This is a genomic window from Cupriavidus sp. CP313, from assembly GCF_054072015.1.
The window spans coordinates 24,878-48,582 of sequence record NZ_JBSVZB010000018.1 but is presented as its reverse complement, the minus strand read 5'-3'; the positions used below and the strand labels follow the sequence as shown (position 1 = coordinate 48,582).

Sequence of the window (23,705 nt, the reverse complement as noted above, 5' to 3'; positions counted from 1 at the left end):
CAGGGGCGGCTGGCGCCCGCCAGCCGCTTGCTCCTACCGCGCCGACCATTCCCCTTGCCGCACCCCCAGTGCCGTGACCACGCCATAGGCCGTAATCCCCAGCGCCACCCCCAGGAAGTGTCCGTCCAGCCCCATCCCGAATACGTTGGCCAGCAGCCAGCCACCACCCACTGCCAGCGCGATCCGGCACAGCCCCGCGACCACCGGCCAGCGCATGCGGCCCGCGCCCATCGAGGCAAAGTACAGCGCCATGCCCAGGCCGAAGCCGCCGAAGGCCGGCCCTACCCATGACAGGGCGCGCGCGGCGATGGCGATCACATCGGCGTCATTGGTGAACAGGCTGGCAAAGCGCACCGGCGCCAGGCCCACGGCGGCGCCGGCGGTGCCGGCGATGACCAGCGCCAGGAACGCGCCGACCCATGCCGTGCGGCGGGCGGTATGCCAGTCGCCGGCGCCCACGGCGCGGCCGACCAGCGCGGTCAGCGCCGAGCCCACGCCAAAGGCCAGCGGGATCATCAGGAATTCCAGCCGCGCCGAGATGCCATAGGCCGCCACCGCCGCGGTGCCGTGGTGGCGCAGCTGCGCGGTGACCAGGATGGTGGTCAGGTTGGCCACCGAGGCCAGCGCGCACGCCACCAGGCCCACCGACAGGATGCGCGCGAACAGCTCCCACGACGGCCGCACCCGCAGCACCGGCACGAAGCCCGCGCCTCCGCGCGCCACCACGATCGCCATCGCCAGCGCCGCGGCCCACGACACCGCCGCCAGCGCGGCACCGATGCCGGCCAGCCCCATGCCGGCAGGCTCGGCCAGCAGCCACGACAGCACCGGGAAGGCGATCCACATCAGCGCCAGCACGCGTGCGGCCAGCGCATGGCGGCCGCCGCCGCGCAGCACCGAGGCCAGCGTATTGGCCAGCCACGCCGGAATGGCTCCGGCACCGAACAGCCAGATCGCATAGTTGGCAGCGGCCTCCGCCGCCGTGGCGCCGGCCACCGCGCCCAGCACGCCGCGCGGGAAGCCCGCCAGCACCACCGCAAAGGCCAGCCCGGCGGTCACTGCGATCAGCAGCGCGTGGACGACCAGCGAAGACGCTTCCTCGCGCTTGTTGGCGCCGAGCGCGCGGGCGATGGCCGCGACCACGCCGCCGCCCATCGCTCCAGTCGACATCTGCTGCAGCAGCAGCGCAAACGGCAGCACCACCGCCCAGCCGGCCAACGCCGCCGTGCCCTGGCGCGCGGCCAGCCAGGTTTCGATCAACTGGGCCGCGGCCTGCAGCACGGCGATCAGCGCGGTCGGCCCGGCCAGCTTGCCGATGCGGCGCGCAATTTCAGTGGCCGGTACCCCCTCGGCGGACATGGCGCCCGCGGGCAATGCGCGCGTGTCAGTCATGGCGGGCCTCCCCTTGCTCGCCAGCGGTCTCGGCCTCTCCAAAGCGCTGCCGCAGGAAGCGGCCGGCGCCCGGGCCGGGCAAGACGCGCACGTCGTCCAGCGTGATCGCGCTGCCGTCGGCGCGCGCCAGCGCCGGCTCGGCAATCTCGGTGCCGGTGCGGCGGTCCTGCAGCAGCGTCAGCGGACCTTTTTCATCGGCCATCCAGCGGTCGGCCCAGGCCTTGAGCCCGACATAGGCCGGGAAGAAGTCGCGGCCCTTGTCGGTCAGTTGGTAGACGTGGCGCCCGCCGCCATCGGGCGTGACGCGGACCAGCAGCCCGTGCGCCACCAGTGTCTTCAGGCGCGCACTGAGGATGTTGGGGGCGATGCCAAGGTTGCGTTCGAACTCGTCGAAGCGCGTGCTGCCGTAGAAGGCCTCGCGCAGCACAAGGATGGCCCAGCGTTCGCCCAGCACGGCCATGGAGCGGGCGACGGGGCAGGGCATCGAGGTGAAATCGGTAGGGGGCATGGTTTCCGCCGTTCTGGTCTTGCCGGCTTGCTTTCAAAATGCAAGTTTTCTGGAGCATAGCTTGCAAAACGAAAGTTTGCAGGGCGGGCTGCGACCCTGGGTCCAGAAAGCGTTCGTTCACCGGCCAGCGGTGCCGGCTACGCCACCGCGTCGTGGAACACCTCAAGCTTGTCCAGTTCCTCGCGCAGGAACCCGATCAGCGCGCGGGTGGCCATCGACGGGTGCAGGTTGGGCGTGGTGATGATGAAGAGCTTGTTGCCCAGCCCCTCCGGGCGCCAGTCGGGCAGCACCGGCACCAGCCGGCCGGCGCGCACTTCCTCCCAGCCGATGTAGACCGGCAGCATGCCGATCCCGTGGCCCTCGCGCACGGCGCGCGCCAGGAACAGGAAGTTTTCGGACTGCAGCTTTGGCGTCAGCGCCACGTCCACGCGCTGGCCGTCGCGGTAGAGCGACAGCGGGAACTGGCGCGGCGGGTACGGCGGGCACAGGAAGTTGCAGCCGGTCAGGTCCGGCGGCACTTGTACCGGCGGGATGCCTGCGAGGTACTCCGGCGATGCATACAGTTGCCAGCGGATGTCGCAGATTTCACGCGCCACGTGATCCAGTGGCGGCGCTGAGGTGACCTTCAGCGCGACATCGATCTCGGCCGCGATCAGGTCGTTGACGCGGTTGGCGAAGAACACGCGCAGCGTGATGCCGGGGTGCTTCTGCGCAAACTGCAGCAGCAGCGGCGCGATATAGGCATCGCCCAGCCCGGTGGGCACGCTCACGCGCACGTGGCCACGCAGGGTCTGGCCCAGGCTGTCGATCTCGGCCTGCGCCGAGGCCACTTCTTGCAAGATGCGCACGCCATGCTGGTACAGCGCATGGCCGGGCTCGGTCAGCTCCAGCCGGCGCGTGGTCCGGCGCAGCAGCTGGGCGCCGGCCTGGTGCTCCAGCTCACGCAGCTGGCGGCTGACCTGCGAGCGCGTAACGCCGCGGCGCCGGCCGGCTTCGGCCAGGTTGCCCGCATCGACGATGTCGACGAAGGCCTGGATCAGGTTGAGGTCCATCGGGGATTGCCTGCAGGATTGTCGCGTCTGGTGCAACATTGTGATTCCGTTACGCGTGATTGTCGATCCACGGCTACGCCGATACAGTGGTCGGCTGACAGAACGGATCGCACAGGAGACAACGGATGGCCACGGACCTCTGGTTTGAAGACATGCACCGCAGCGGCGAAGAACTGCTGGCGCGCGGCGCCCGGCTGGCTGGCGGCCTGCGCGCGCTGGGCGTGCAGGAGGGCGACGTGGTCGCCGTGCTGCTGCGCAACGATCCGGCCTATGCCGACGTGGTCCATGCCTGCCGCACCGCAGGCTGCTACTACTGCCCGATCAACTGGCACTTCACCGCCGAGGAAGTGCGCTTCCTGCTGACCGACAGCGGCGCCAAGGTGCTGCTGGTGCAGGCCGACCTGCTGCCCGCCGTGCGCGACGCCGTGCCGGCCGGCATGACGGTGCTGTCGGTGGGCGGCCCCGCCGAAGGCGCCATCGACTATGAAAGCTGGCTGGCGCAGCAGCCGGCCTACGACGGCCCGCGCGTGGCGCCGCGCGGCCATATGGCCTACACCTCCGGCACCACCGGCCGGCCCAAGGGCGTGGTGCGCCAGCCGCTGCCGCTGGACCGGCTGGAGGAACAGCTTGCGCGCATGCGCTCGGTGGTGCGGCAGACCTACGGCATCGAGCCGGGCTGCCGCACACTGATGTCGGCGCCGCTGTACCACAGCGCGCCGGGCTCGTTTATCCAGAACGCGCTGCAGATGGCCGAACGCCTGGTGCTCACGCCACGCTTTGATGCCGAGCAGGTGCTGGCGCTGGTGGAGAAGCACCGCATCGACGTGCTCTACCTGGTGCCGATCATGTACGTGCGCCTGCTCAAGCTGCCGCCCGAGGTGCGCGCGAAGTACGACCTGTCTTCGATCCGCTTCGTCGCCTCCACCGGCTCGCCGTGCTCGCCCGACGTGAAGCGCGCGATGCTGGAATGGCTGGGCCCGGTCATCCATGAGACCTACGCCTCGAGCGAAGCCGGCATGATCACCGTGGCCACGCCGGCCGATGCCGCCGCGCGCCCGGGCACCGCCGGCAAGCCGGTCGATGACGCGCAGCTGCGCATCCTCGACGAGGACGGCCGCCAGTGCGCGCCGGGCGAGATCGGCCTGGTCTACGTGCGCCAGCCGGCTTACCCCGACTTCAGCTACCGCAACAATGACGCCGCGCGCGCCGCCATCGACCGCGACGGGCTGGTGACGCTGGGCGACATGGGCTATGTCGATGCCGACGGCTACCTGTTTATCTGCGACCGCGCCTCGGACATGGTGATCTCCGGCGGCGTGAACATCTACCCGGCCGAGATCGAGCATGAACTGGCGCGCTACCCCGGCGTGGCCGACTGCGTGGTGTTCGGCATCCCCGACGACGAATACGGCGAGCGCCTGCTTGGCATGGTGCAGCCGATGCCGGGCGTGGAGATCCGCGAGGCCGAGGTGATCGACTGGCTGCGCCAGCGGCTGTCGGGCTTCAAGGTGCCGCGCAGCATCGTGGTCGAGGCGCAGCTGCCGCGCGATGAAACCGGCAAGCTCGCCAAGCGCCGGCTGCGTGACCGATACTGGGAAGGCCGCCAGCGCCGCGTCTGAGCGCCTGCCCGGCCTGCATGGATCACGACCGATAACAACATGAGGAGACGCGATGCAGAACAAACCGAGCGGACGGCGCGCCTGGCTCGCCGCGATGGCAGCCGGCGCGGGGTGCGCGCTGGCCATGTGGGGCGGGGCCGTGCAGGCCGCCTATCCCGACCACCCGATCAAGCTGGTGGTGCCCTACACGCCCGGCGGCTCGACCGACCAGTTCGGCCGCGCGCTGGCCGACGGCATGTCGCGCCAGCTGGGCCAAACCGTGGTGGTGGAAAACCGCCCCGGCGCGGCCACCATGATCGGCACCACCAGCGTGGCGCGTGCGCCGGCAGACGGCTACACCATGGTGCTGGCCACCAACGGCAGCATGGTGCTCAACCCGATGCTGTACAAGAAAATCAACTACGATCCGCCCAAGGATTTCAGGATCTTCAGCATTGGCGCCGAGGTGCCGCTGGTGGTGGTGACCAACGACAAGGTGCCGGCCAGCAATATCCGCGAGTTCGCGGCCTATGCCAAGGCCGCGGGCGGCAAGCTCAACTATGGCTCGGTCGGCCTGGGCAACGCGCTCCAGCTGGCCACTGAAATGCTCAAGACCGAGCTGGGCATCAGTGTCACCCACGTGCCCTACAACGGCAGCGCCCCGGCGCTGTCGGCGCTGCTGGCCAACGACGTGCAGCTGATGGTGGATGTGGTCAGCACCTCGCTGCCGCATATCAAGGCAGGCAAGCTCAAGGCCCTGGCGGTCACCGGCCGCACCCGGCTGGACGTGCTACCCAACGTGCCGACTGTGGCGGAAAGCGGCTATCCCAACTTCCAGGCCGCCACCTGGTTCGGCCTGGCCGTGCCCGCGCAGACGCCGCCCGATGCGGTGGCCAGGCTGCAGGCCGCCGCTGCCCACGTGCTGAAGGACGCGCAGTTCCGTTCCACCTTCAGCGCGCTGGGACTGGTCGTGCAGGCCCCGCGCACGCAGGCCGAGATCGACCGCTATATCGAAGCCGACCGCGAGCACTGGGGCAAGGTAATCAAGGCCAATAACATTTCGTTGGACTGAGTGGAAGTGCGGGAGCCGCCAGGGCCATGGGGTAAGCTACTGCTCGCCCCTGGCCCGGCAGGCCGCCGGTGACTTTTCCGTCACCGCCCGCGCCCCTCAGGAACAACCCGGCCGGGGCGGGCTCCAACCCGGAGCCGTTCATCAGGAGTCCGATTTGAAATTCCCCGTTGCCGGGCTGGCGCTTGCCGGCCTGCTGGGCGCCGCTGCCGGCGCCATTGCTGCCCCTGCTTCCGCCCCTGCCGCCAAGCCGGCGGCCCCCGCACCGGCCAAGGCCCAGGCCGCGAACAGCGCGCTGTCGCCGCTGCTGGCCATGCTGGAAATCGGCAACCCGCTGCCGGCCTTGCCGGACTGCGCCGACAAGCGCACGCCCGATGGCCGCGATGTCACCGGATTCTGTGTCGAACTGAAGGGTGATGGCCTGATGCGCCAGGTCGGCGTGCCGCGCGCGCAGCGCCCGTCCTTCATGGACGGCCCCTTTGTGCTGGCCTTTGTCGACCGCAACGCGCTGGTCGGCCTGGTGGTGCCGACCGCCGGCGCCAACTCGCAGCAGGCCGCGGCCGACAGCGTCAGCGCGCTGTACGGCAAGCCGTTCCGGCAGGAGCAGGTCGACATGCCCGACAAGGCTGGCAAGACCGTCAAGACGCTGCACGCCGGCTGGATGCACAAGCCGCTGACGGTTGAGCTCTACGCCATGCCGGAAGACCCCAACACCGGCACCATCGAAATGCTGCTGCCGCAGGCGCGCGTGCTGATGGCGGACAAGGATGCCGAGGTGGACAAGCAGCTCAATCCGGCCTCGGCACCCGCGGCCAAGGGCGGCAAGGGAGCCGCCGCCAAGCCCGCGCCGAAGCCAGCCGCCAAGCCGGAGAAGCCTGGCAGCTGGTAACCCCGCAGCAGGCGGCTAACTGCCTGCTCTAGCCGCTCGCGGGCCTCAGAGCCCTTCCATCACCTTGTCCAGCCCCCGCACCACGCCGCGCACGGTGTGGACCTTGCGGATCGCCAGCAGCGCGCCGGCGACATAGGGCGTGGAGCCGTCGCCGGCTTCGTGCTTCAGGTGCAGGCGCTGGCCGTCGGCGCCGAAGATCACTTCCACGCCAAGCTGGTAGCCCGGCAACCGCACCGCGTGCACCTGCGTGCCCGACATGGTGGCGCCGCGGGTTTCCTTCGGGCCGTTGACCTGGTCGACCGGCACCGCCTGCGCGGCGGCCTTGACCTGGCCGAGCCGGTAGGCCAGCTCGCGCACGGTGCCGGAGGGCACGTCGATCTTGCCGGCCTTCGCGTAGTCGATGACCTCCCAGTGCTCCAGGTGGCGCGCGGCCATCTCGGCAAACTTCTGCAGCAGCACCACCGTGATGGCGAAATTGCCGCAGGCGAGCACGCCGCGGTCGGCCTGGCGCGCGGCCGCGTCGATCTCGGCATAGTCCTCGTCGGTCAGCCCCGAGGTGCCCACCACCACGTGCGCGCCGTGCGCCAGCGCCTGCAGGATGTTGTGCTTGGCGATGCCCGGCTTGGTGTATTCGACATAGACGTCGTAGGGCGTCTCGCCCAGGGCCTCGATGCTGGCGGCCGCCACGCCCGGCGTATCGGCATGGCCGGTCAGTTGCGCCAAAGGCTGCCCGGCGGCGCCGCGCGACAGGCCGGCCACCAGGGTCATGTCGGCCGCATGGGCCACACCGCGCGCCAGTTCGCCGCCGGCCCAGCCGGTCACGCCGCCCACGGCGACACGGATCGGATTGTTCATGTTCTGTTTCTCCGCAAAGGCTGATGGGTTTGGCAGCATACCGCGTCAGCCGGCAGCGCGCCGGCGGTCGAGCTTGCGCGCCAGCACGATCGAGGTGGTGGTGTGGTTGACGCCGTCGAGCATGCCGATCTCGTCGAGCAGCCGGTCCAGCCGGTCATGCGTGTCGCAGCGGATCGCCACCAGGTAGTCGACCGGGCCGCTGACAGAATTGACCTCTTCGATCTCGGGCAGGCGCTGCAGCGCGCGCAGGATCGCGGGCGCGGCCTTGGGCTGCACCGACAGGCCGCAATAGGCCAGGATGGCGTTGTCTTCCATGCGCTGCCCCAGCCGCACGCCGTAGCCGGCGATCACCCCGCTGCGCTCCAGCCGCGCGATGCGCGCCACCACGGTGGTGCGGGCGATACCCAGGTGCCGGGCGAGGTTGGCGGCGCTTTCGCGGGCATTGGCCTGCAGCAGCGACAGCAGGTGCCGGTCGGTGGTGTCGAGCTCGGTCATTGCGTCGGGATGGTTCGTCGTTTCGTTCGATTATGGCGGGTTTTCGTCGTTCTTGTGGCTTCATTGTGTCGCGCGGGCTATCCATACTCCAGTCAACAGGACAACCTTTTCTTGTGGACGGAGACACCATGCAAGCCTCGAACCTGGGCCGGCAGGCCCCGCGCGACCTGCCCAAGGCGACCCGCCCGCTGCACGTGGCGGTACTGGGCGCGGGCAAGATCGGGCGCACCATTGCCACCATGCTGCATGACAGTGGCGACTACCGCGTCAGCGTGGTCGACCATGACGCACGCCGCCTCGACGGCCTGCCGCGCGGCGTGCTGGCGCGCGCCGGCGACCCCACCGAGCCCGGCACCTGCGCCGCGCTGCTGGCCGGCGCCGACGCCGTGCTCAACGCGCTGCCGTTCCACGCTGCGATCAGCGTGGCTTCGGTGGCGGCGCGCCTGGGCGTGCATTACTTCGACCTGACCGAGGACGTGGCAGCGACCCAGGCTATCCGCCAGCTGGCGCAAAGCGCGCGCTCGGTGCTGATGCCGCAGTGCGGGCTGGCGCCGGGCTTTATCGGCGTGGTCGGGCATGACCTGGCGCAGCGCTTCCTGCGCGGCGGGGGGGAACTGCTGGACCTGCAGATGCGGGTCGGCGCGCTGCCGCGCTACCCCAGCAATGCGCTAAAGTACAACCTGACCTGGAGCACCGAGGGACTGATCAACGAGTACTGCAACCCGTGCGAGGCCATCGTCGACGGCCGCCGCGTGGAACTGACGGCGCTGGAGGGGCTGGAAAGCTTTGCGCTGGACGGCATCGAGTACGAAGCCTTTAATACATCTGGCGGCCTGGGCACGCTGCCCGAGACGCTGGCCGGCCGCGCGCGCCATGTCGACTACAAGTCCATCCGCTATCCCGGCCATTGCGCACTGATGAAACTGCTGCTCAACGACCTGCGCCTGCGCGAACGCCGCGAATGGCTGCGCGATATCTTCGACCGCGCCATCCCGGTGACCGACCAGGACGTGGTGATCGTGTTCGCCACCGCCACCGGCTACCCGGCCGGGGGCGAACGCGGGCGCGGGCCGCTGACGCAGGCTTCGTTCTCGGTGCGCATCGGCGGGGTGGATGGCAAGGGTGGCCATGTCAACGCCATCCAGCTGACCACCGCCGCGGGCATCTGCACCGCGCTGGACATGGTGGCCACCGGCGCGCTGCCGCAATCCGGCTTCGTGCGGCAGGAGTCGATGCCGCTGGACGCCTTCCTTGCCAATCGCTTCGGCCGCCACTACACGCAGCATCCGCTACAGGAGACCCTCGTATGAAAGCGCAAGAGTTTGCTGCCTGCTGGGATTCGCTAGGCCTGCCGCGGCCGTGGCGGGAGGGCACGCCAGCCGGCGCCGTGACGGTCCGCTCGCCGGTCGATGGCGAGGCCATCGGCCATGTCCCGGCCTGCACGCCGGCGCAGGCCGATGCGCTGATCGCCCGCGCCCACGCGGCGCAGTCCACCTGGGCGCTGCTGCCCGCGCCCGCGCGCGGCGAGATCGTGCGGCGCTTCGGCGAGGTGCTGCGCGAACACAAGCCGGCGCTGGGTCGGCTGGTCTCGCTCGAGTCCGGCAAGATCCTGCAGGAAGGCCTGGGCGAGGTGCAGGAGATGATCGACATCTGCGACTTCGCGGTCGGGCTGTCGCGCCAGCTGCACGGGCTGACCATTGCCTCCGAGCGCCCGCAGCATGCGATGCGCGAGACCTGGCATCCGTATGGGCTGTGCGGCGTGATCTCGGCCTTCAACTTCCCGGTGGCGGTGTGGGCGTGGAATGCAGCGCTGGCGCTGGTGTGCGGCAACGGCGTGATCTGGAAGCCGTCGGAAAAGGTCACCCTGTGCGCGCTGGCCGCGCATGGCCTGCTGGAGCGCGTGCTGGCCGCGGCGGCGCCGCAGCACACCGGCATCTCGGCGGTGCTGCCGGGCGGGCGCATGCTGGGCAGCCACCTGGTGTCGCACCCGGCGGTGCGGCTGGTCAGCGCCACCGGCTCGACCCGCATGGGCCGCGAGGTCGGCATTGCCTGTGCCGGGCACTTCAAGCGCAGCATCCTGGAACTGGGTGGCAACAATGCCGCCATCGTCGCACCCTCGGCCGACATCGAGCTGGCGGTGCGGGCCATCATCTTTGCCGCGGCCGGCACGGCGGGCCAGCGTTGTACCACGCTGCGTCGCTGCTTTATCCACGCCGACCTGATGGATACGATGGCGAGCCGACTGATCACGGTGTTCGACCGCCTGCCCGTCGGCGATCCGCTCGCTGACGGCACCCTGGTCGGCCCGCTGATCGACACCGCCGCGGGTGATGCCATGGCCAATGCGCTGGCCGCCTGCCGCGCGCAGGGCAATATCGTCACCGGCGGCGAACGGCTTCTGGCCGACCGCTACCCGCATGCCTGTTACGTGCGGCCCGCGCTGGTGATGACCGACGCCCAGCACGACACCATGCTGACCGAAACCTTTGCCCCGATCCTGTACCTGATGCCGTACACCACGCTGGATGAGGCCATCGCGCTGAACAATGCCGCGGCGCACGGCCTGTCGTCGTGCATCTTCACGGAATCGATGCGCGAGGCCGAGCGCTTCCTGTCCTCGGCAGGCAGCGACTGTGGCATTGCCAACGTCAACATCGGTACCAGCGGCGCGGAGATCGGCGGCGCCTTTGGCGGGGAAAAGGCAACCGGCGGGGGCCGCGAGTCAGGATCGGATGCGTGGAAGGGCTATATGCGCCGCGCCACCAACACGATCAACTATGGCGATTCGCTGCCGCTGGCGCAGGGGATACGGTTCGAGATCTGACGGCATCCTTGGGTGTGTTACAGGGCGCGTAGGGAACGGTAACAAGCCTTACACGCCTTTGACGCCGTATTACGCTTTCTGCCCGTATAACGTCAGCAGGGCAGGCACATGCCCGTTCCACACCAAGGACAAATCATGAGAATGCTGACGATTGGACTGGCTGCCGCAGCGGCATCCGTCACCCTGCTGGGCGGCTGCGCCGTCTATCCCACGCCCGCCGGCCCCGCGATTGGTCCTGCGCCGGTGTACGTGGCCCCGGCGCCGGTCGTGGTGGCACCGCGGCCGTACTACTACGGCGGCTATGGCTATGGCTACTACGGCCGGGGATACCGCCACTGGTAAAGGCAGCCGTTGGCAGGACGATGCAGGAGGATGCCGGCGCGTAGAGAGAGGCTGCGCGCCGGCGGCATTTCAGTTGCCGGCGGCGTCGCCGGGCCGGGTATTCAGCCCGCCCCAGCTGGGCGCGAGCGTCTGGCCGATCTCCGGCAAATCCACCAGGTCGAGCACGCGCCCGACCGTATGATCGACCAGTTCGGCGATGCTTTGCGGCTTCTGGTAGAAGCCCGGCACCGGCGGGAACACGATCCCGCCCATTTCCGTCACCGCCGTCATATTGCGCAGGTGCGCAAGGTTCAGCGGCGTTTCCCGCACCATCAGCACCAGCTTGCGCCGCTCCTTGAGCGTGACGTCGGCAGCGCGCGTGATCAGGTTATCTGACAGGCCGTGCGCAATCGCCGCCAGCGTGCGCATGGAGCAGGGGGCCACCACCATCGCCTGTGCGCGGAACGAGCCGCTGGCGATGGTCGCGCCGATGTCGCGCACGTTGTGCACGACGCTGGCCAGCGCCTCCACCTCGGCACGGCTGATGTCCAGCTCGTGCTGCAGGTTCATCACGCCGGCCGGCGAAATCAGCAGATGGGTTTCCACCGAAGGCGCCGCGCGCAGCACCTGCAGCAGGCGCACGCCGTAGATGGCGCCGGTGGCGCCCGTGATGGCAACGATCAGCCGTTTGGGTGTGCCGCCAGTCACGGACATAAAGGAACTCAGCCCTTCAGCAGAGTTTGCAGTTCGCCGTTCTGGTACATCTCCATCATGATGTCCGAGCCGCCGATGAACTCACCGTTCACGTAGAGCTGCGGGATGGTCGGCCAGCTGGCGTATTCCTTGATGCCCTGGCGGATGCCTTCGTCATCCAGCACGTTGACCGTGGTCGGCGCGTCCACGCCGCAGGCCTTCAGGATCTGGATGGCGCGGCCCGAGAAGCCGCACATCGGGAATTGCGCGGTGCCCTTCATGAACAGGACTACCGGGTTGCCCTTGACGATCTGATCGATCTTTTGCTGCACGTCGCTCATGGTTTGCTTTTCAGTGGGGCGATGCCATGTCGCGGGCGCCGCCTGGGGAGAATGGGACACCACACGGCCTGGCCGCGTGGCGGGGATCTGACGGAGATTTTACCGGAATCGCCGCCGGGCTTCAGCGAGCGGCAGTGGTGCCGCCGGGCTGAGCGCCTTGCCAGCGTCCGCCGGTGCAGCGTTCCAGGCCGGCCAGGTCGCGGGCGGTGAAGACCTCGGTGAAACCGGCGGCTTCCAGCAGCTGGCGGGTGGCCTGCGCCTGGTCGTAGCCATGCTCCATCAGCAGCCAGCCGCCAGGCAGCAGCCGGGCGCCGGCACCGCCGACGATGGCCCCCAGGTCGGACAGGCCGTCGTCGTGGTCGGTCAGCGCGTCGATCGGTTCGAAGCGCAGGTCGCCTTCGGCCAAGTGCGGGTCGCCCTCGGCGATATAGGGCGGATTGCTGACGATCAGGTGAAAGCGCAGGCCCGGCGGCAGCGCCGCGTACCAGTCAGACACCAGGAAGTGGATGCGGTCGGCGCCGAGCGCGCTGGCGTTGTCCTGGGCCACCATCAGCGCGCCGGGCGAGATGTCGGTGGCCCAGACTTGCGCATCCCGACGCTCGCGCGCCAGCGTCACGGCCAGAATGCCCGAGCCCGTGCCCAGGTCCAGCACATTCGGCTGCGGCACCTCAGCCAGCCGCGCCAGCGAGGCTTCGGCGGCGACCTCGGTATCGGGCCGCGGGATCAGCACATCAGGCGTGACCCGGAACTTGCGGCCGAAGAACTCGCGCTCGCCGATCAGGTACGCCATCGGCTCGCCCGCCAGCCGCCGCGCCAGCAGCGTGGCAAAGGCGTCGCGCTGGGCGATGGTGAGGGTGTCGGTGTCGCGCGTGATCAGCTGGGTGCGGCTCAGGCCGGTGACATGCGTCAGCAGCATGCGCACTTCCAGGGCAGGCAGCCCGGCCATGGCGGCGAGGGTCTGGGCTTCGCGCAGCGTGGGGGTCGCCGGCAGCGCGGCAGAGTTTGGGGAAGACATCGAAAGGGAGGGGACGGTTCTTTTGCCGGCTACAAAAAACCCCACCGGCGCAAAGGCCTGGCGGGGCTTTGGGGCGGGACTTCCAGCTTGGCGCCAGTGTACCGCTCATCGACAGCGGGCGGCGCAATGCCCCCGCCCGGACGATTACTTATTGACGGCGTCCTTGGCCTTGTCAGCACCGGCGTTGACGGCGTCCTTGGCGGCCTGCTTGGCGCTTGCCATGGCGCTGCCGGCGTCTTCCTTGGCCTTGTCGGCGGCGGCCGAGACGTCGGCCGCAGCACCGCTGGCGGCGGACTTGGCGGCGTCTGCGGCGTTGCTGGCGGCAGCCGCGGCATCGCTGGCCGCGGCCTTGGCGGATTCAGCGGCGCTTTGCATGGCGCTCTCGGCGTTCGAGGCGGCAGGCGGGGCTTCTTCCTTCTTGCTGCAAGCGGCCATGGCCGCGGTGATCATCAACAGCGCGAGCAGTTTTTTCATGATTTCGTCCTAGGTATGTTCTCGGGAGAGACTACGCCGGCACCATTCTCCGTTTGCCGGTCGAAATCGATTATAGACAGCCGCCTTACCCCTGCCAGTGCTGTTTCAAGCATTTACAAGAAATACAAAGATATCGGCGACTTTACGCGGTGTTCGTGGCGGAAGCCTTTTGGGGATGCGTTTAGTGGCGCTTACGCACCTTCGCCAAGTGCTGCCAGCTGATCAGCCTGATGCTCCGAGGCCAGCGCCGACAGCAGTTCATCCATGTCGCCGTCCATGATCATGTCGATCTTGTACAGCGTCAGGTTGATGCGGTGGTCGGTCACCCGCCCCTGCGGGAAGTTGTAGGTGCGGATGCGGTCGCTGCGGTCGCCCGAGCCGATCAGGTTGCGCCGCGTGCTGGCCTCCTTCGCCTGTGCGGCGCGCGTCTGCATGTCCTTGATGCGGGCCGCCAGCACCTTCATCGCCTTGTCCTTGTTGCGGTGCTGGCTGCGGTCGTCCTGGCACTCGACCACGATGCCGGTCGGCAGGTGGGTCAGGCGCACCGCCGAATCGGTCTTGTTGACGTGCTGCCCGCCCGCGCCCGAGGCGCGGAAGGTGTCGATGCGCAGGTCGGCCGAGTTGATCTCGACCTCGCCCACTTCATCGGCTTCGGGCATGACCGCGACCGTGCAGGCCGAGGTGTGGATGCGCCCCTGTGCCTCGGTCGCCGGCACGCGCTGCACGCGGTGGCCGCCTGATTCGAACTTCAGCCTGGAAAACGCCGCATCGCCGGCGATCCGCACGATCACTTCCTTGTAGCCGCCCAGGTCTGATTCCGATTCGCTCATCACTTCGACCTGCCAGCGCTGGCGTTCGGCATAGCGCGTGTACATGCGCAGCAGATCGCCGGCGAACAGCGCGCTTTCCTCGCCGCCGGTGCCGGCGCGGATCTCCAGCAGCAGGTTGCGGTCGTCGTTGGGATCCTTGGGCAGCAGCAGGCGCTGCAGGCTGGCTTCCAGGGCTTCCAGCCGCGCGCGCGCGCTGGCGATCTCGTCGGCGGCAAAGTCCTTCATCTCCGGATCGTCCAGCAGCGCCTGCGCGGTGGCCAGGTCGTCCTGCGCCTGGCGGTACTGGCCGTATTGCTCGGCCACCGGCGACAACTCGGCATGTTCGCGGCTGAGCTTGCGGTACTGGTCGATCTTGGCGGTCGCGTCTTCGCGCGCGAGCAGGGCGTTGACTTCATCGAGTCGCTCGGCCAGTTGGTCGAGCTTGGCAAGCATGCTGGCTTTCATCGGATGCGGACGGGAATGGGGGTGGGCCGGGCCGCGCGCGGTAGTGGGCGGGCGGCGAGGGCGTGCCCGGCGCGGTGCGCCGGCGGCTGGGCAAGCGCGGCTAGCGCTCGGAGTGGCTGCTGTGGCGGAACAGGCCTGGCACCAGGCGCAGTAGCGCCTCGCGGTCTTCGCCCTGGGTGTGGTTCAGCGCGTGGGTGGGGCCGTGCAGGAACTTGCGGGTCAGCGCGCCGGAGAGGGCCTCGAGCACGGCTTCGGGGTCGTCGCCGCGTGCCAGCATGCGGCGCGCGCGTTCCAGTTCAGCCTGGCGGATGGCCTCGCCGCTGGTCTGCAGCTCGCGGATGACCGGCACCACGCTGCGGGTTTCCAGCCAGTGCATGAAGTTCTGCACCCGGCTTTCGATGATGGCTTCTGCCTGTGCGACCGCAGCCTGGCGCATCGCGTTGCCTTCACGCACGATCGCGCCGAGATCGTCGACGGTGTACAGGAAGACGTCGTCCAGGCGCGCGACTTCGGGCTCGACGTCGCGCGGCACGGCCAGGTCGACCATCATGATCGGGCGGTGCTTGCGGCGCTTGACCGCGCGCTCCACCGCGCCCAGGCCGATGATCGGCAGCGAGCTGGCGGTGCAGGACACCACGATATCGAACTCATGCAGGCGCTCACCCAGATCCGTCAGGCGGATCGCGTTGGCGGTCAGGCCCTGGCCGGAGAGCTGCTCGGCCAGTTTCTCGCCGCGCTCGACGGTGCGGTTGGCCACCACGATCTGGCGCGGCTGCTGCGCGGCGAAGTGCGTGGCGCACAGCTCGATCATCTCGCCCGCGCCAATGAACAATACGCGCTGGGTCGAGACGCTTTCAAAGATCCGCTGCGCCAGCCGCACCGCGGCCGCGGCCATCGACACCGAATGCGCGCCGATCTCGGTCTGGCCGCGCACTTCCTTGGCTACCGCGAAGGTGCGCTGGAACAGCTGGTTCAGGTACGTGCCCAGCGAGCCGGCTTCGCCGGCGGTGCGCACGGCGTCCTTGAGCTGGCCCAGGATCTGGGTTTCGCCCAGCACCATCGAATCCAGGCCGCTGGCCACGCGGAAGGCATGGCGCACGGCTTCGGACTGCGGCAGCGCGTACAGGTGCGGGGCCAGTTCGCCGGCCGGCACGTTGTGGTGCTGCGACAGCCAGCGCAGGGTGTGCTCGAAACCATCCGTGCCCGGCGTCAGGACGTCGGTCGCGCAGTAGATCTCGGTGCGGTTGCAGGTGGACAGGATGGCGGCTTCGGTGCCGCTGCGCCCCGACAGGTGGGAGCGCAGCGCACCCAGCGCGGGCTTGATCTGCTCGAGCGGAAACGCCACCCGCTCGCGCAGCGAGACAGGTGCCGTTGTGTGATTGATGCCGATCGCGAGCAGTTGCATTTGTTGGGGACAGGTACGGTCCGGAGCGTGGCCGGACCGGTTGCCATTATACCGCCGGGATCGCTAATTGCAGGCGCGGCGCCGGATTGCAGTATCGTTACGCCGCAGCCCTTGCGGTTGTGATGCTGACAACACAGGAGAAGCGGATGCTGGGCACCTTGATCGTGGGTTTGCTGGTGGGGCTGGCGGCGCGCCGGCTGCATCCGGCAGGGCGCGTGGTGACCCTGCCGGCCGCGCTGGTGCTGGGTGCGGCGGGTGCGGCGGGCGCTTTCTACGGCGGCCGGGCCTTGCATCTGTTTGTCGACGGGCAGCTCAGCAGCTGGCTGGCGGTGATCGCCGGCTCGGCGCTGCTGGTGGGGGTCTGGGGCGCGGTGCGGCCGCGTGGGCGGTAAGAACAGAAGTAATTGCCCGGTCGGGAATCTGCGCGCCGTTTGATCCCGGTCAGATGCGAACCGGGCCTTGGCTCAGGCCCTGGCCGCCAGCAGGCGGCGCAGCACGCCACTGGAATAGTGGCTGGCCACATCCTTCAGGAATGCCGGAAAGTCCACATGGGCGGTCTCGTCGGCACGGTCCGAGATGGTCCGCATCACGGCATACGGCACGCCGTACTCATGGCAGACCTGCGCCACCGCGGCGCCTTCCATCTCCACCGCCAGCAGCCCGGGCAGGCGCTCGCGCAATTCCGCGACCGCCGCGGGCGAGCCGATGAACTGGTCGCCGCTGGCGATCATGCCCTGGTGCAGCCCTGGCGAGGCGACCCCGAAGCGCTCGCGCACCTCAGGCGGCACTTCGGCGGCCAGGTCCTGCCGCAGGAAGTCCGCCGCGGCGGCATGCAGCTCGGCCGTCAGCGCCGGGTCGGCCGGGAATTCGGCGCGGTCCAGCAGCGGCACCTCATGGCGGCCGAAGAACGGGCGCGCGTCCAGGTCATGCTGGATGGTGCGGTCGGCGATAACGATGTCGCCTACCTGCGTGTGCGTCCCGATGCCGCCGGCCAGCCCGGTAAAGACGATCTGCGTGGCCCCGAACTCGCGGATCAGCGTGACCGTGGTGGCCGATGCCGCCACCTTGCCCATGCGCGCCAGCACCAGCACGCACGGCTGCCCGTACAGGTGGCCAGCGTAGTAGTCGCGCATGCCGATCGTGCGCACCGTGGCGCGGCTGTCGTCATGGCGCATGGCGGCCACCAGGCCATCGACTTCATCATGGATGGCGGCAAGGATTCCGAGGGTCATGGAACGGGCGAAGGACGAGAAAACCACAGCATACCGGCCCGCGCAGGCCGGGCATAGATTAGAGCGCGACCGCACCACCCCCTCCCACGGAACAGGTGCGGCCCCCGCGTCGCTTTGCTAAAGTCCCCGTCATCTCAGCACGCAAGGGCGAGCATGCAAGGCACACCCACCGTGGCAAACGGCGAACGAAGCGGCGAACGGCGCGCCATCCGCCGGGCACTGGCCGACTGGCGCGCACTGGGGCGCCTGGACGCGGCTGGCGTCCCTGGGCCGTGGGCGCGCACCGAGCCCGTCGCCACCGACTGGCGCCGCTGGCTGGACACGGCGCTGATGGCGCTGGGCACCGCGCTGCTGTGCGCGGGCGTAATCGTGTTTTTCGCCTTCAACTGGGAGGATCTCCACAAGTTTTCCAAGTTCGGCCTGCTGGCCGGCGCGCTCACGCTGCTTGCCGGCTTTGCCTGGCTGCGTCCGGCTGGCGATACCGCGGGCCGGGCCGCGCTGGGCGGCACGCAGGTCGTTGCCGGCGTGCTGCTCGCGGTGATCGGGCAGACCTACCAGACCGGCGCCGACGCCTGGCAGCTGTTTGCGCTATGGGCGCTGCTGGCGGTGCCCTGGGCGCTGGCGGCGCGCGCCGCACCGCACTGGTGGCTGGTGATCGTGGTCGGCAACGTGGCGTTGCTGCGCTATTTCAGCATCCGCTTCGGTGTCGAAGGCGTGTTCGCGTTGCTGTTCGATACGCGCTACATGCGCACCGCCACGCTGGCGCTGCTGGGCGCGGTGGTGCTGCAACTGGCGCTGTGGCAGCTGCTGTGCGCCCGGGCGCCGGGGCTGGGCTTCCGCGGGCAGACCGGCAGCCGCATGCTGGCCGCGCTGGCCTGTGTGCACGCCGGCTCGCTCGGGCTGGCCAGCCTGCTGGACAGCCACTTCGACGGCGCTGCATTTGCGCTGGCGGTGGTGGTACTGGCCGCCCTGGTCTGGTGGTTCCGCCAGCGCGCCTTCGACATCGTGGTGCTGAGCCTGGCCTGCCTGACCGGCATCGTGCTGGCGGTGTCCGCGATCGCCAAGGTGCTGTTCGAGGGCAAGGACGATTTCGGCGCCTTCCTGCTGCTTGGGCTGGTGACCATCGGTCTTGCCGCCGGCGCGGCCGCCTGGCTGATGCGTGCCTGGCGTGGCCAACTGGAGCAGGCATGACGACCGAACTGCAGACCGAGCAACGGCTCTGGCAGGACCTCGCCGCACGCGGCGAGGTACAGGGCGAGCGGCCCGACCACACCCACACGCCCTGGGCCGTGCGCTGCCTGATGGGCGCGGCGGGCTGGCTCGGTGCCTTGTTCTTCCAGCTCTTCCTGGTCGGCACGGTCTTCGTCGCCGCGCGCGAGAACGGCATCGCCATGGCGGTGACCGGCCTGGCCATGATCGCACTGGCCGCGCTGCTGTACTGGCGTGGCGGCGGCATTGCCGCGGGGCAATTCGCGCTGGCCGTGAGCCTGAGCGGGCAGGGCATGGCCGTGTTCGGGCTGGTCGAGGCCCTTGGCTTCACGCGCGTCACCGAGAGCGCAGGCTTCTGGGCCGGACTGGCACTGTTCGAGGCCGCGCTCGCCTTGCTGGTCCCTAACCGGCTGCACCGGCTGCTGTGCGCGGTGGGCGCATGGATCGGGCTGGCAGGCGCCGTGCATCTCGTCCTGGCCGGCAGCGAGCCGGAGGACTGGCGGTTGCTGACGTGGTCCCTCGGCTGGCTGGTGCCGCTCGGCTGCGCGCTGGTGGCGGGTTTCACGCTGGCCGAAGCACGCCTGTGCGCAGCCGGCCGCCACACGCTGCTGGAACCGCTGGCCAACGCGACGCTGCTGTTCACGCTGGCCGTCGCACTGGTTGTCACCGGCATGAGCCATCCGCTGGCCTGGCTGGGCGGCCCGGAAGCCGGACGCATCCCGCTGGCGCACTGGGTCGCGGGCGGGCTGGCCACAGTGGTGCTGGCTGGCTTTGCGCTCGCCGAATGCCGCCGGCTGGCACTCAGCCCCGCCATGCAGGGCGCCGTCCTTGCCGGCGTGGTGGCCTTCGGCGCGCTGATGGCGGCCGCGCCCGCAGTCGTGGCAGGGGTCCTCGCGCTCGGCCTGGCGCTGCGCCGCGCGTCGATGCCGTGGCTGGGCCTGGGCATCGCCAGCATCGCTATCGGCTTTATCTGGTACTACAGCGCGCTGCACTGGACCCTGCTGGCCAAGTCCGCCACGCTCGCCGCGGCCGGCGTACTGTTGCTGGCCGGCCGCTACTGGCTGCTGCGCACCCGCACCGGCAAGGAGGCCGCATGAAACGCTGGATCCTGATCGCCTGGGCCCTGACGCTGGCACTGGCCGCCGCCGGCATCGCCAGCAAGGAGCGCCTGCTGGCGCGCGGTGAGACCGTCTACCTCAAGCTCGCCCCGGTCGACCCGCGCTCGCTGATGCAGGGCGACTACATGGCGCTGAACTTCGAGATTGGCAACATGATCCGCGCCGCTCAGACACGGAAGCAGGACGACCGGCCTCCCCGCGATGGCGTGGCGGTGATCCGCCGTGACGAACAGGGCGTGGCCAGCTTCGTGCGCGTGCACGGTGGCGAGCCGCTGGCGGCAGGGGAGCAACTACTGCGCTACCAGGTCGCCCGCTCGCGCTGGGGCGGCATGCAGGTGCAGGTGTCGACCGATGCGTATTTCTTCCAGGAGGGGCAGGGCGAGCGGTTCGCGCAGGCCGGGTATGGGGAATTCCGCGTGGATGCCGACGGGCAGGCGTTGCTGGTGGGGTTGCGGGGGAAGGGGATGGAGAAGTTGTGAGGCGAAAGTGATGTCGCCCGGCCCAAAGAAAATAGCCACCGCATGCGGTGGCTATTTCATGAGGTCTGCCGGTCTTTAGACGTTGAACAGGAAGTTCATCACATCCCCATCCTTCACCACATACTCCTTCCCTTCCGCCCGCATCTTGCCGGCTTCCTTCGCGCCGGTCTCACCCTTGAGGCTGACGAAGTCCTCATAGGCGATGGTCTGCGCGCGGATAAAGCCACGTTCGAAGTCGGTGTGGATCACGCCGGCTGCCTTGGGGGCGGTGTCGCCGACGTGGATGGTCCAGGCGCGCACTTCCTTGACGCCGGCGGTGAAGTAGGTCTGCAGGCCGAGCAGCTTGAAGCCGGCACGGATCACACGGTCCAGGCCGGGTTCTTCCATGCCCAGGTCGGCCAGGAATTCGGCCTTGTCGGCGTCGTCCAGGTCGGCGATCTCGGCTTCGATGGCGGCGCAGACGGACACCACGGGGGAATCGGTCAGCTTGGCGTGCTCGCGCACGGCGTCCAGGTGCGGGTTGTTCTCGAAGCCGTCTTCACGCACGTTGGCGACGTACATGGTCGGCTTGGCGGTGATCAGGCAGAACGGGCGGATGGCTTCCCACTCCTCGGGCGCCAGGTCCAGGGTGCGCACGGCCTTGGCCTGGTCCAGCACGGCTTGCGCCTTTTCCAGCACGGCGACCAGGCGCAGGGCTTCCTTGTCGCCGGCGCGGGCCGGCTTGATGTAGCGGGCCAGCGCCTTCTCGACGGTGGCCAGGTCGGCCAGCGCGAGTTCGGTGTTGATCACTTCGATGTCCGACAGCGGGTCCACCTTGCCGGCCACGTGGATCACGTTGTCGTCCTCGAAGCAGCGCACCACGTGAGTGATGGCGTCACATTCGCGGATATTGGCCAGGAACTGGTTGCCCAGGCCTTCACCCTTGGAGGCGCCCGCCACCAGGCCGGCAATATCGACGAACTCGACCACGGCCGGCAGAACGCGCTCCGGCTTGACGATCTCCGCCAGCTTGGCGAGCCTCGGATCCGGCACTTCGACCACGCCCACATTGGGTTCGATGGTGCAGAACGGGTAATTTTCGGCGGCGATGCCGGCCTTGGTCAGGGCATTGAACAGCGTGGACTTGCCGACGTTGGGCAGGCCGACGATGCCGCATTGGAGGCTCATGGTAGAAGGCGGGAAATTGCAAAACCCGTATTCTAGCGGAAGGGGGCTTCGCCATCGGCCTGCCTGGCCGGGGCGTGCGGGCGTGGGGCAGGGCCAGGAGTGACGTGGCTATAATCCAGCCATGACCCGATCCCACGCGTCCGCGCGCCCGTCTGCGCGCAACTCCTCCGCTTTCCAGGTTGCTGTCGTTGGCGGCGGCATCGTCGGCAAGTCCTGCGCGCTGCTGCTGGCCCAGCAGGGCATGGACGTGGCGCTGGTCGCGCCCAGGCCGCCCCGCGCCAGCGGCCGTACGGCGGCCGGGCCGGATGACTGGGACAGCCGCATCTATGCTTTCTCGGCCAGCTCGCACGCGCTGCTGGAGCGCATGCGGGTGTGGGAAGCGCTGGACCCGGCGCGGATCCAGCCGGTGCGCGACATGCGCGTGTTCGGCGATGTCAGCGCGGCCGAGACTTCGCCCAGCCTGGACGGGGACCTGCATTTCTCGGCCTACGCGGCCGCGGTGCCGCAGCTGGCGTGGATCATCGAATCCAGCCACGTCGAGCGCGCGCTCGACACGGCGCTGGGCTTCCAGCATCAGGTGACCTGGCACGACGCCACGGCGAGCGCGTTCGAGCGTGATCCGGACGGCGTCACGCTGATCCTGGGCAATGGCGAGAAGCTGCGCACGGCCTGCGTGGTCGGCGCCGACGGCGCGCGCTCCTGGCTGCGCCAGCAATGCCATATCGGTGTCAGCACGCGCAAGTACCGCCAGTTGGGCGTGGTCGCCAATTTCGCCTGCGAGCGCCCGCACCACGAAACCGCATGGCAGTGGTTCCTGGGCGCGCCGGAAAAGCTGATGGCCGACGAGGAACCCGCCAACGGCGAAGTGCTGGCGATACTGCCGCTGCCGGACAACCATGTGTCGATGGTCTGGTCCGCCGACGAGGCCCACGCGCACGAGCTGCTGGCGCTGCCGCCCGAGGCCCTGGCCGCCACCGTGATGCAGGGCGCCAGCGGCGCGGTCGGTGCGCAGTTCGGCGCGCTGCGCTGCGTGACCCCGGCGCAAGGCTTCCCGCTGGTGCTGCAGCGTGCCGACCACTTCGTGCAGCCGCACGTGGCGCTGGTGGGCGACGCCGCCCACGTGGTGCATCCGCTGGCCGGCCAGGGCATGAACCTGGGCCTGCGCGACGTGGCGGAACTTGGCCGCGTGATGGCAGACAAAGAACCTTTCCGCAGCGAGGGCGACCTGCGCCTGCTGCGCCGTTACGAGCGCGCCCGCGCCACCGACCTGCTGTCGCTGACCGCGGCCACCGACGGCCTGCACCGGCTGTTTTCGCTGCCGGGCGGCGTGGCGCGCGTGGTGCGCAACACCGGCATGCGCGCGGTCGGCGGCCAGTCCTTGCTCAAGCGCTTCCTGATCGCGCGCGCGCTCGGCTGAACGCGGCCGCACCCACGTTTCGATCCCTTTACCGAATACTCTGGAGTCCACATGTTCCCATTCCTGCGCCGCCGCCCCGCCATGAGCGCCGCGATCACCGCCATCGCCGGCGGGCTGGCAGCGGCCGGCTTCGCGCTGCATGCCATGGCCGCGGGCGAGCCCGGCACCGACCGCATCAAGGAGTCGCTGCAGAAGATGGTGGGCGCCCGCGCCGAAGTGAAGAGCGTGAGCAAGACCCCGGTGCCGGGCCTGTTCGAGGCCAATATCGGCGGGCAGGTGGTCTACACCGACGCCTCGGGCCGCTACATCCTGAACGGCGAGATGATCGACACCCGCACCGGCGCCAACCTGACCGAAGAGCGGCTGGCCGAGATCAACCGCATCAAGTGGTCGGACCTGCCGCTGGCGCGCGCGATCAAGTGGAGCAAGGGCGATGGCAGCCGCCAGGTGGCGGTGTTCTCTGACCCCAACTGCGGCTACTGCAAGCGCATCGAGCAGACCTTCCAGCAGATGGACAACATCACCGTGTACACCTTCCTGTACCCGGTGCTGTCGCCGGATTCTGAAGCCAAGGCCAAGCAGGTCTGGTGCGCGTCTGACCGCACCAAGGCCTGGCGCGACTGGATGCTCAAGCAGGTGGCGCTGACCGGCAACGGCAGCTGCAAGACCCCGCTGGAAGAGAATCTGGCATTGGGCCACAGCATGAACGTGACCGGCACGCCGGCGGTGTTCTTCACCGACGGCACCCGCATCCCCGGCGCGGCGGACGTCGCCACGCTGGAACGCAAGCTCGCCAGCATCAAGAAATAAGCGCGCGCCGGACCTGTCCCGGCCCGATCGACGGCCGGACTTGTCCGGCCGTTCTGCTTTCTGCCTTC

25 protein-coding genes are annotated in these 23,705 nt (G+C 69.1%); 12 read left to right on the top strand and 13 right to left on the bottom strand.

The window, feature by feature from the left end:
• Positions 1 to 33 precede the first annotated feature (33 nt).
• The 3 genes from ACW4E8_RS23085 to ACW4E8_RS23075 form a co-directional block, all read right to left on the bottom strand.
• Positions 34 to 1,392, bottom strand: a complete 1,359-nt coding sequence (locus tag ACW4E8_RS23085; protein ID WP_456806678.1) for an MATE family efflux transporter — start codon at positions 1,390 to 1,392, stop codon at positions 34 to 36.
• Positions 1,385 to 1,900, bottom strand: a complete 516-nt coding sequence (locus ACW4E8_RS23080; RefSeq protein WP_456806677.1) for a winged helix-turn-helix transcriptional regulator — start codon at positions 1,898 to 1,900, stop codon at positions 1,385 to 1,387. Before ACW4E8_RS23080 ends, ACW4E8_RS23085 begins: the two co-directional genes overlap by 8 nt.
• 137 nt (positions 1,901 to 2,037) lie before the next feature.
• The gene (locus tag ACW4E8_RS23075) at positions 2,038 to 2,952 is read right to left on the bottom strand and encodes a LysR family transcriptional regulator (RefSeq protein ID WP_456806676.1); all 915 of its coding nucleotides are present in this window, start codon (positions 2,950 to 2,952) and stop codon (positions 2,038 to 2,040) included.
• A 125-nt stretch (positions 2,953 to 3,077) separates the two neighbouring features.
• On the opposite strand from ACW4E8_RS23075, the gene ACW4E8_RS23070 reads away from it, so the two are divergent.
• The 3 genes from ACW4E8_RS23070 (at position 3,078) to ACW4E8_RS23060 (ending at position 6,508) form a co-directional block, all read left to right on the top strand.
• Entirely contained in the window at positions 3,078 to 4,571 is a 1,494-nt protein-coding gene (locus tag ACW4E8_RS23070; RefSeq protein WP_456806675.1) for an acyl-CoA synthetase, read from the top strand.
• Positions 4,572 to 4,623: 52 nt separating this feature from the next.
• A complete protein-coding gene (locus ACW4E8_RS23065) occupies positions 4,624 to 5,622 on the top strand; it encodes a Bug family tripartite tricarboxylate transporter substrate binding protein (protein ID WP_456806674.1) in 999 nt (332 codons plus the stop codon).
• Between the two features lie 154 nt (positions 5,623 to 5,776).
• Entirely contained in the window at positions 5,777 to 6,508 is a 732-nt protein-coding gene (locus ACW4E8_RS23060) for a hypothetical protein (RefSeq protein WP_456806673.1), read from the top strand.
• Between the two features lie 45 nt (positions 6,509 to 6,553).
• On the opposite strand, the gene dapB is transcribed toward ACW4E8_RS23060, so the two are convergent.
• Positions 6,554 to 7,363, bottom strand: coding sequence for a 4-hydroxy-tetrahydrodipicolinate reductase (gene dapB, locus ACW4E8_RS23055; protein WP_456806672.1), 810 nt, complete (start codon positions 7,361 to 7,363; stop codon positions 6,554 to 6,556).
• A 45-nt stretch (positions 7,364 to 7,408) separates the two neighbouring features.
• Complete coding sequence (locus ACW4E8_RS23050; RefSeq protein ID WP_010809873.1) at positions 7,409 to 7,858, bottom strand: Lrp/AsnC family transcriptional regulator; 450 nt, start codon at positions 7,856 to 7,858, stop codon at positions 7,409 to 7,411.
• Between the two features lie 128 nt (positions 7,859 to 7,986).
• Here ACW4E8_RS23050 and ACW4E8_RS23045 point away from each other — a divergent pair, with 128 nt between their 5' ends.
• From ACW4E8_RS23045 to ACW4E8_RS23035, 3 genes are all read left to right on the top strand, one after another.
• Positions 7,987 to 9,168 (top strand): saccharopine dehydrogenase C-terminal domain-containing protein, encoded by a 1,182-nt coding sequence (locus ACW4E8_RS23045; protein WP_456806671.1) that lies wholly within the window; start codon positions 7,987 to 7,989, stop codon positions 9,166 to 9,168.
• A complete protein-coding gene (gene amaB, locus ACW4E8_RS23040) occupies positions 9,165 to 10,682 on the top strand; it encodes an L-piperidine-6-carboxylate dehydrogenase (RefSeq protein ID WP_456806670.1) in 1,518 nt (505 codons plus the stop codon). Before ACW4E8_RS23045 ends, amaB begins: the two co-directional genes overlap by 4 nt.
• A gap of 141 nt (positions 10,683 to 10,823) precedes the next feature.
• Positions 10,824 to 11,024, top strand: a complete 201-nt coding sequence (locus ACW4E8_RS23035) for a hypothetical protein (protein WP_078198041.1) — start codon at positions 10,824 to 10,826, stop codon at positions 11,022 to 11,024.
• A 69-nt stretch (positions 11,025 to 11,093) separates the two neighbouring features.
• On the opposite strand, the gene ACW4E8_RS23030 is transcribed toward ACW4E8_RS23035, so the two are convergent.
• From ACW4E8_RS23030 to hemA, 6 genes are all read right to left on the bottom strand, one after another.
• Positions 11,094 to 11,717, bottom strand: a complete 624-nt coding sequence (locus tag ACW4E8_RS23030) for a UbiX family flavin prenyltransferase (RefSeq protein ID WP_456806669.1) — start codon at positions 11,715 to 11,717, stop codon at positions 11,094 to 11,096.
• An 8-nt stretch (positions 11,718 to 11,725) separates the two neighbouring features.
• Complete coding sequence (gene grxD, locus ACW4E8_RS23025; RefSeq protein WP_456806668.1) at positions 11,726 to 12,037, bottom strand: Grx4 family monothiol glutaredoxin; 312 nt, start codon at positions 12,035 to 12,037, stop codon at positions 11,726 to 11,728.
• A 121-nt stretch (positions 12,038 to 12,158) separates the two neighbouring features.
• Positions 12,159 to 13,052: a peptide chain release factor N(5)-glutamine methyltransferase gene (gene prmC / locus ACW4E8_RS23020; RefSeq protein ID WP_456806667.1), complete on the bottom strand. Its 894-nt coding sequence runs from the start codon at positions 13,050 to 13,052 to the stop codon at positions 12,159 to 12,161.
• A gap of 144 nt (positions 13,053 to 13,196) precedes the next feature.
• Positions 13,197 to 13,526, bottom strand: a complete 330-nt coding sequence (locus tag ACW4E8_RS23015) for a hypothetical protein (RefSeq protein ID WP_456806666.1) — start codon at positions 13,524 to 13,526, stop codon at positions 13,197 to 13,199.
• Between the two features lie 191 nt (positions 13,527 to 13,717).
• Positions 13,718 to 14,800: a peptide chain release factor 1 gene (gene prfA, locus ACW4E8_RS23010; protein WP_456806665.1), complete on the bottom strand. Its 1,083-nt coding sequence runs from the start codon at positions 14,798 to 14,800 to the stop codon at positions 13,718 to 13,720.
• Positions 14,801 to 14,900: 100 nt separating this feature from the next.
• On the bottom strand, positions 14,901 to 16,205 hold the full coding sequence (gene hemA, locus ACW4E8_RS23005; RefSeq protein ID WP_010809882.1) for a glutamyl-tRNA reductase: 1,305 nt from the start codon (positions 16,203 to 16,205) through the stop codon (positions 14,901 to 14,903).
• 146 nt (positions 16,206 to 16,351) lie between these two features.
• On the opposite strand from hemA, the gene ACW4E8_RS23000 reads away from it, so the two are divergent.
• On the top strand, positions 16,352 to 16,597 hold the full coding sequence (locus ACW4E8_RS23000; protein WP_456806664.1) for a hypothetical protein: 246 nt from the start codon (positions 16,352 to 16,354) through the stop codon (positions 16,595 to 16,597).
• Between the two features lie 72 nt (positions 16,598 to 16,669).
• On the opposite strand, the gene ACW4E8_RS22995 is transcribed toward ACW4E8_RS23000, so the two are convergent.
• Positions 16,670 to 17,437 (bottom strand): 5'-methylthioadenosine/adenosylhomocysteine nucleosidase, encoded by a 768-nt coding sequence (locus ACW4E8_RS22995; protein WP_456806663.1) that lies wholly within the window; start codon positions 17,435 to 17,437, stop codon positions 16,670 to 16,672.
• Between the two features lie 153 nt (positions 17,438 to 17,590).
• Here ACW4E8_RS22995 and ACW4E8_RS22990 point away from each other — a divergent pair, with 153 nt between their 5' ends.
• Genes ACW4E8_RS22990 through ACW4E8_RS22980 form a run of 3 tightly spaced genes read left to right on the top strand, consistent with a single transcriptional unit; the run spans position 17,591 to position 20,243 of the window.
• Positions 17,591 to 18,628 (top strand): DUF2157 domain-containing protein, encoded by a 1,038-nt coding sequence (locus tag ACW4E8_RS22990; RefSeq protein ID WP_456806662.1) that lies wholly within the window; start codon positions 17,591 to 17,593, stop codon positions 18,626 to 18,628.
• On the top strand, positions 18,625 to 19,743 hold the full coding sequence (locus ACW4E8_RS22985) for a DUF4401 domain-containing protein (RefSeq protein WP_456806661.1): 1,119 nt from the start codon (positions 18,625 to 18,627) through the stop codon (positions 19,741 to 19,743). Before ACW4E8_RS22990 ends, ACW4E8_RS22985 begins: the two co-directional genes overlap by 4 nt.
• Positions 19,740 to 20,243 carry a GDYXXLXY domain-containing protein gene (locus ACW4E8_RS22980; RefSeq protein ID WP_456806660.1) on the top strand — a complete coding sequence of 168 codons (504 nt, stop codon included), beginning with the start codon at positions 19,740 to 19,742 and terminating at the stop codon, positions 20,241 to 20,243. Before ACW4E8_RS22985 ends, ACW4E8_RS22980 begins: the two co-directional genes overlap by 4 nt.
• A 75-nt stretch (positions 20,244 to 20,318) precedes the next feature.
• Here ACW4E8_RS22980 and ychF read toward each other — a convergent pair whose 3' ends face one another.
• Positions 20,319 to 21,410, bottom strand: a complete 1,092-nt coding sequence (gene ychF / locus ACW4E8_RS22975; RefSeq protein WP_456806659.1) for a redox-regulated ATPase YchF — start codon at positions 21,408 to 21,410, stop codon at positions 20,319 to 20,321.
• A 121-nt stretch (positions 21,411 to 21,531) separates the two neighbouring features.
• On the opposite strand from ychF, the gene ACW4E8_RS22970 reads away from it, so the two are divergent.
• Complete coding sequence (locus ACW4E8_RS22970) at positions 21,532 to 22,827, top strand: UbiH/UbiF family hydroxylase (RefSeq protein WP_456806658.1); 1,296 nt, start codon at positions 21,532 to 21,534, stop codon at positions 22,825 to 22,827.
• Between the two features lie 51 nt (positions 22,828 to 22,878).
• Complete coding sequence (locus ACW4E8_RS22965) at positions 22,879 to 23,637, top strand: DsbC family protein (RefSeq protein WP_456806657.1); 759 nt, start codon at positions 22,879 to 22,881, stop codon at positions 23,635 to 23,637.
• Positions 23,638 to 23,705: the final 68 nt, after the last annotated feature.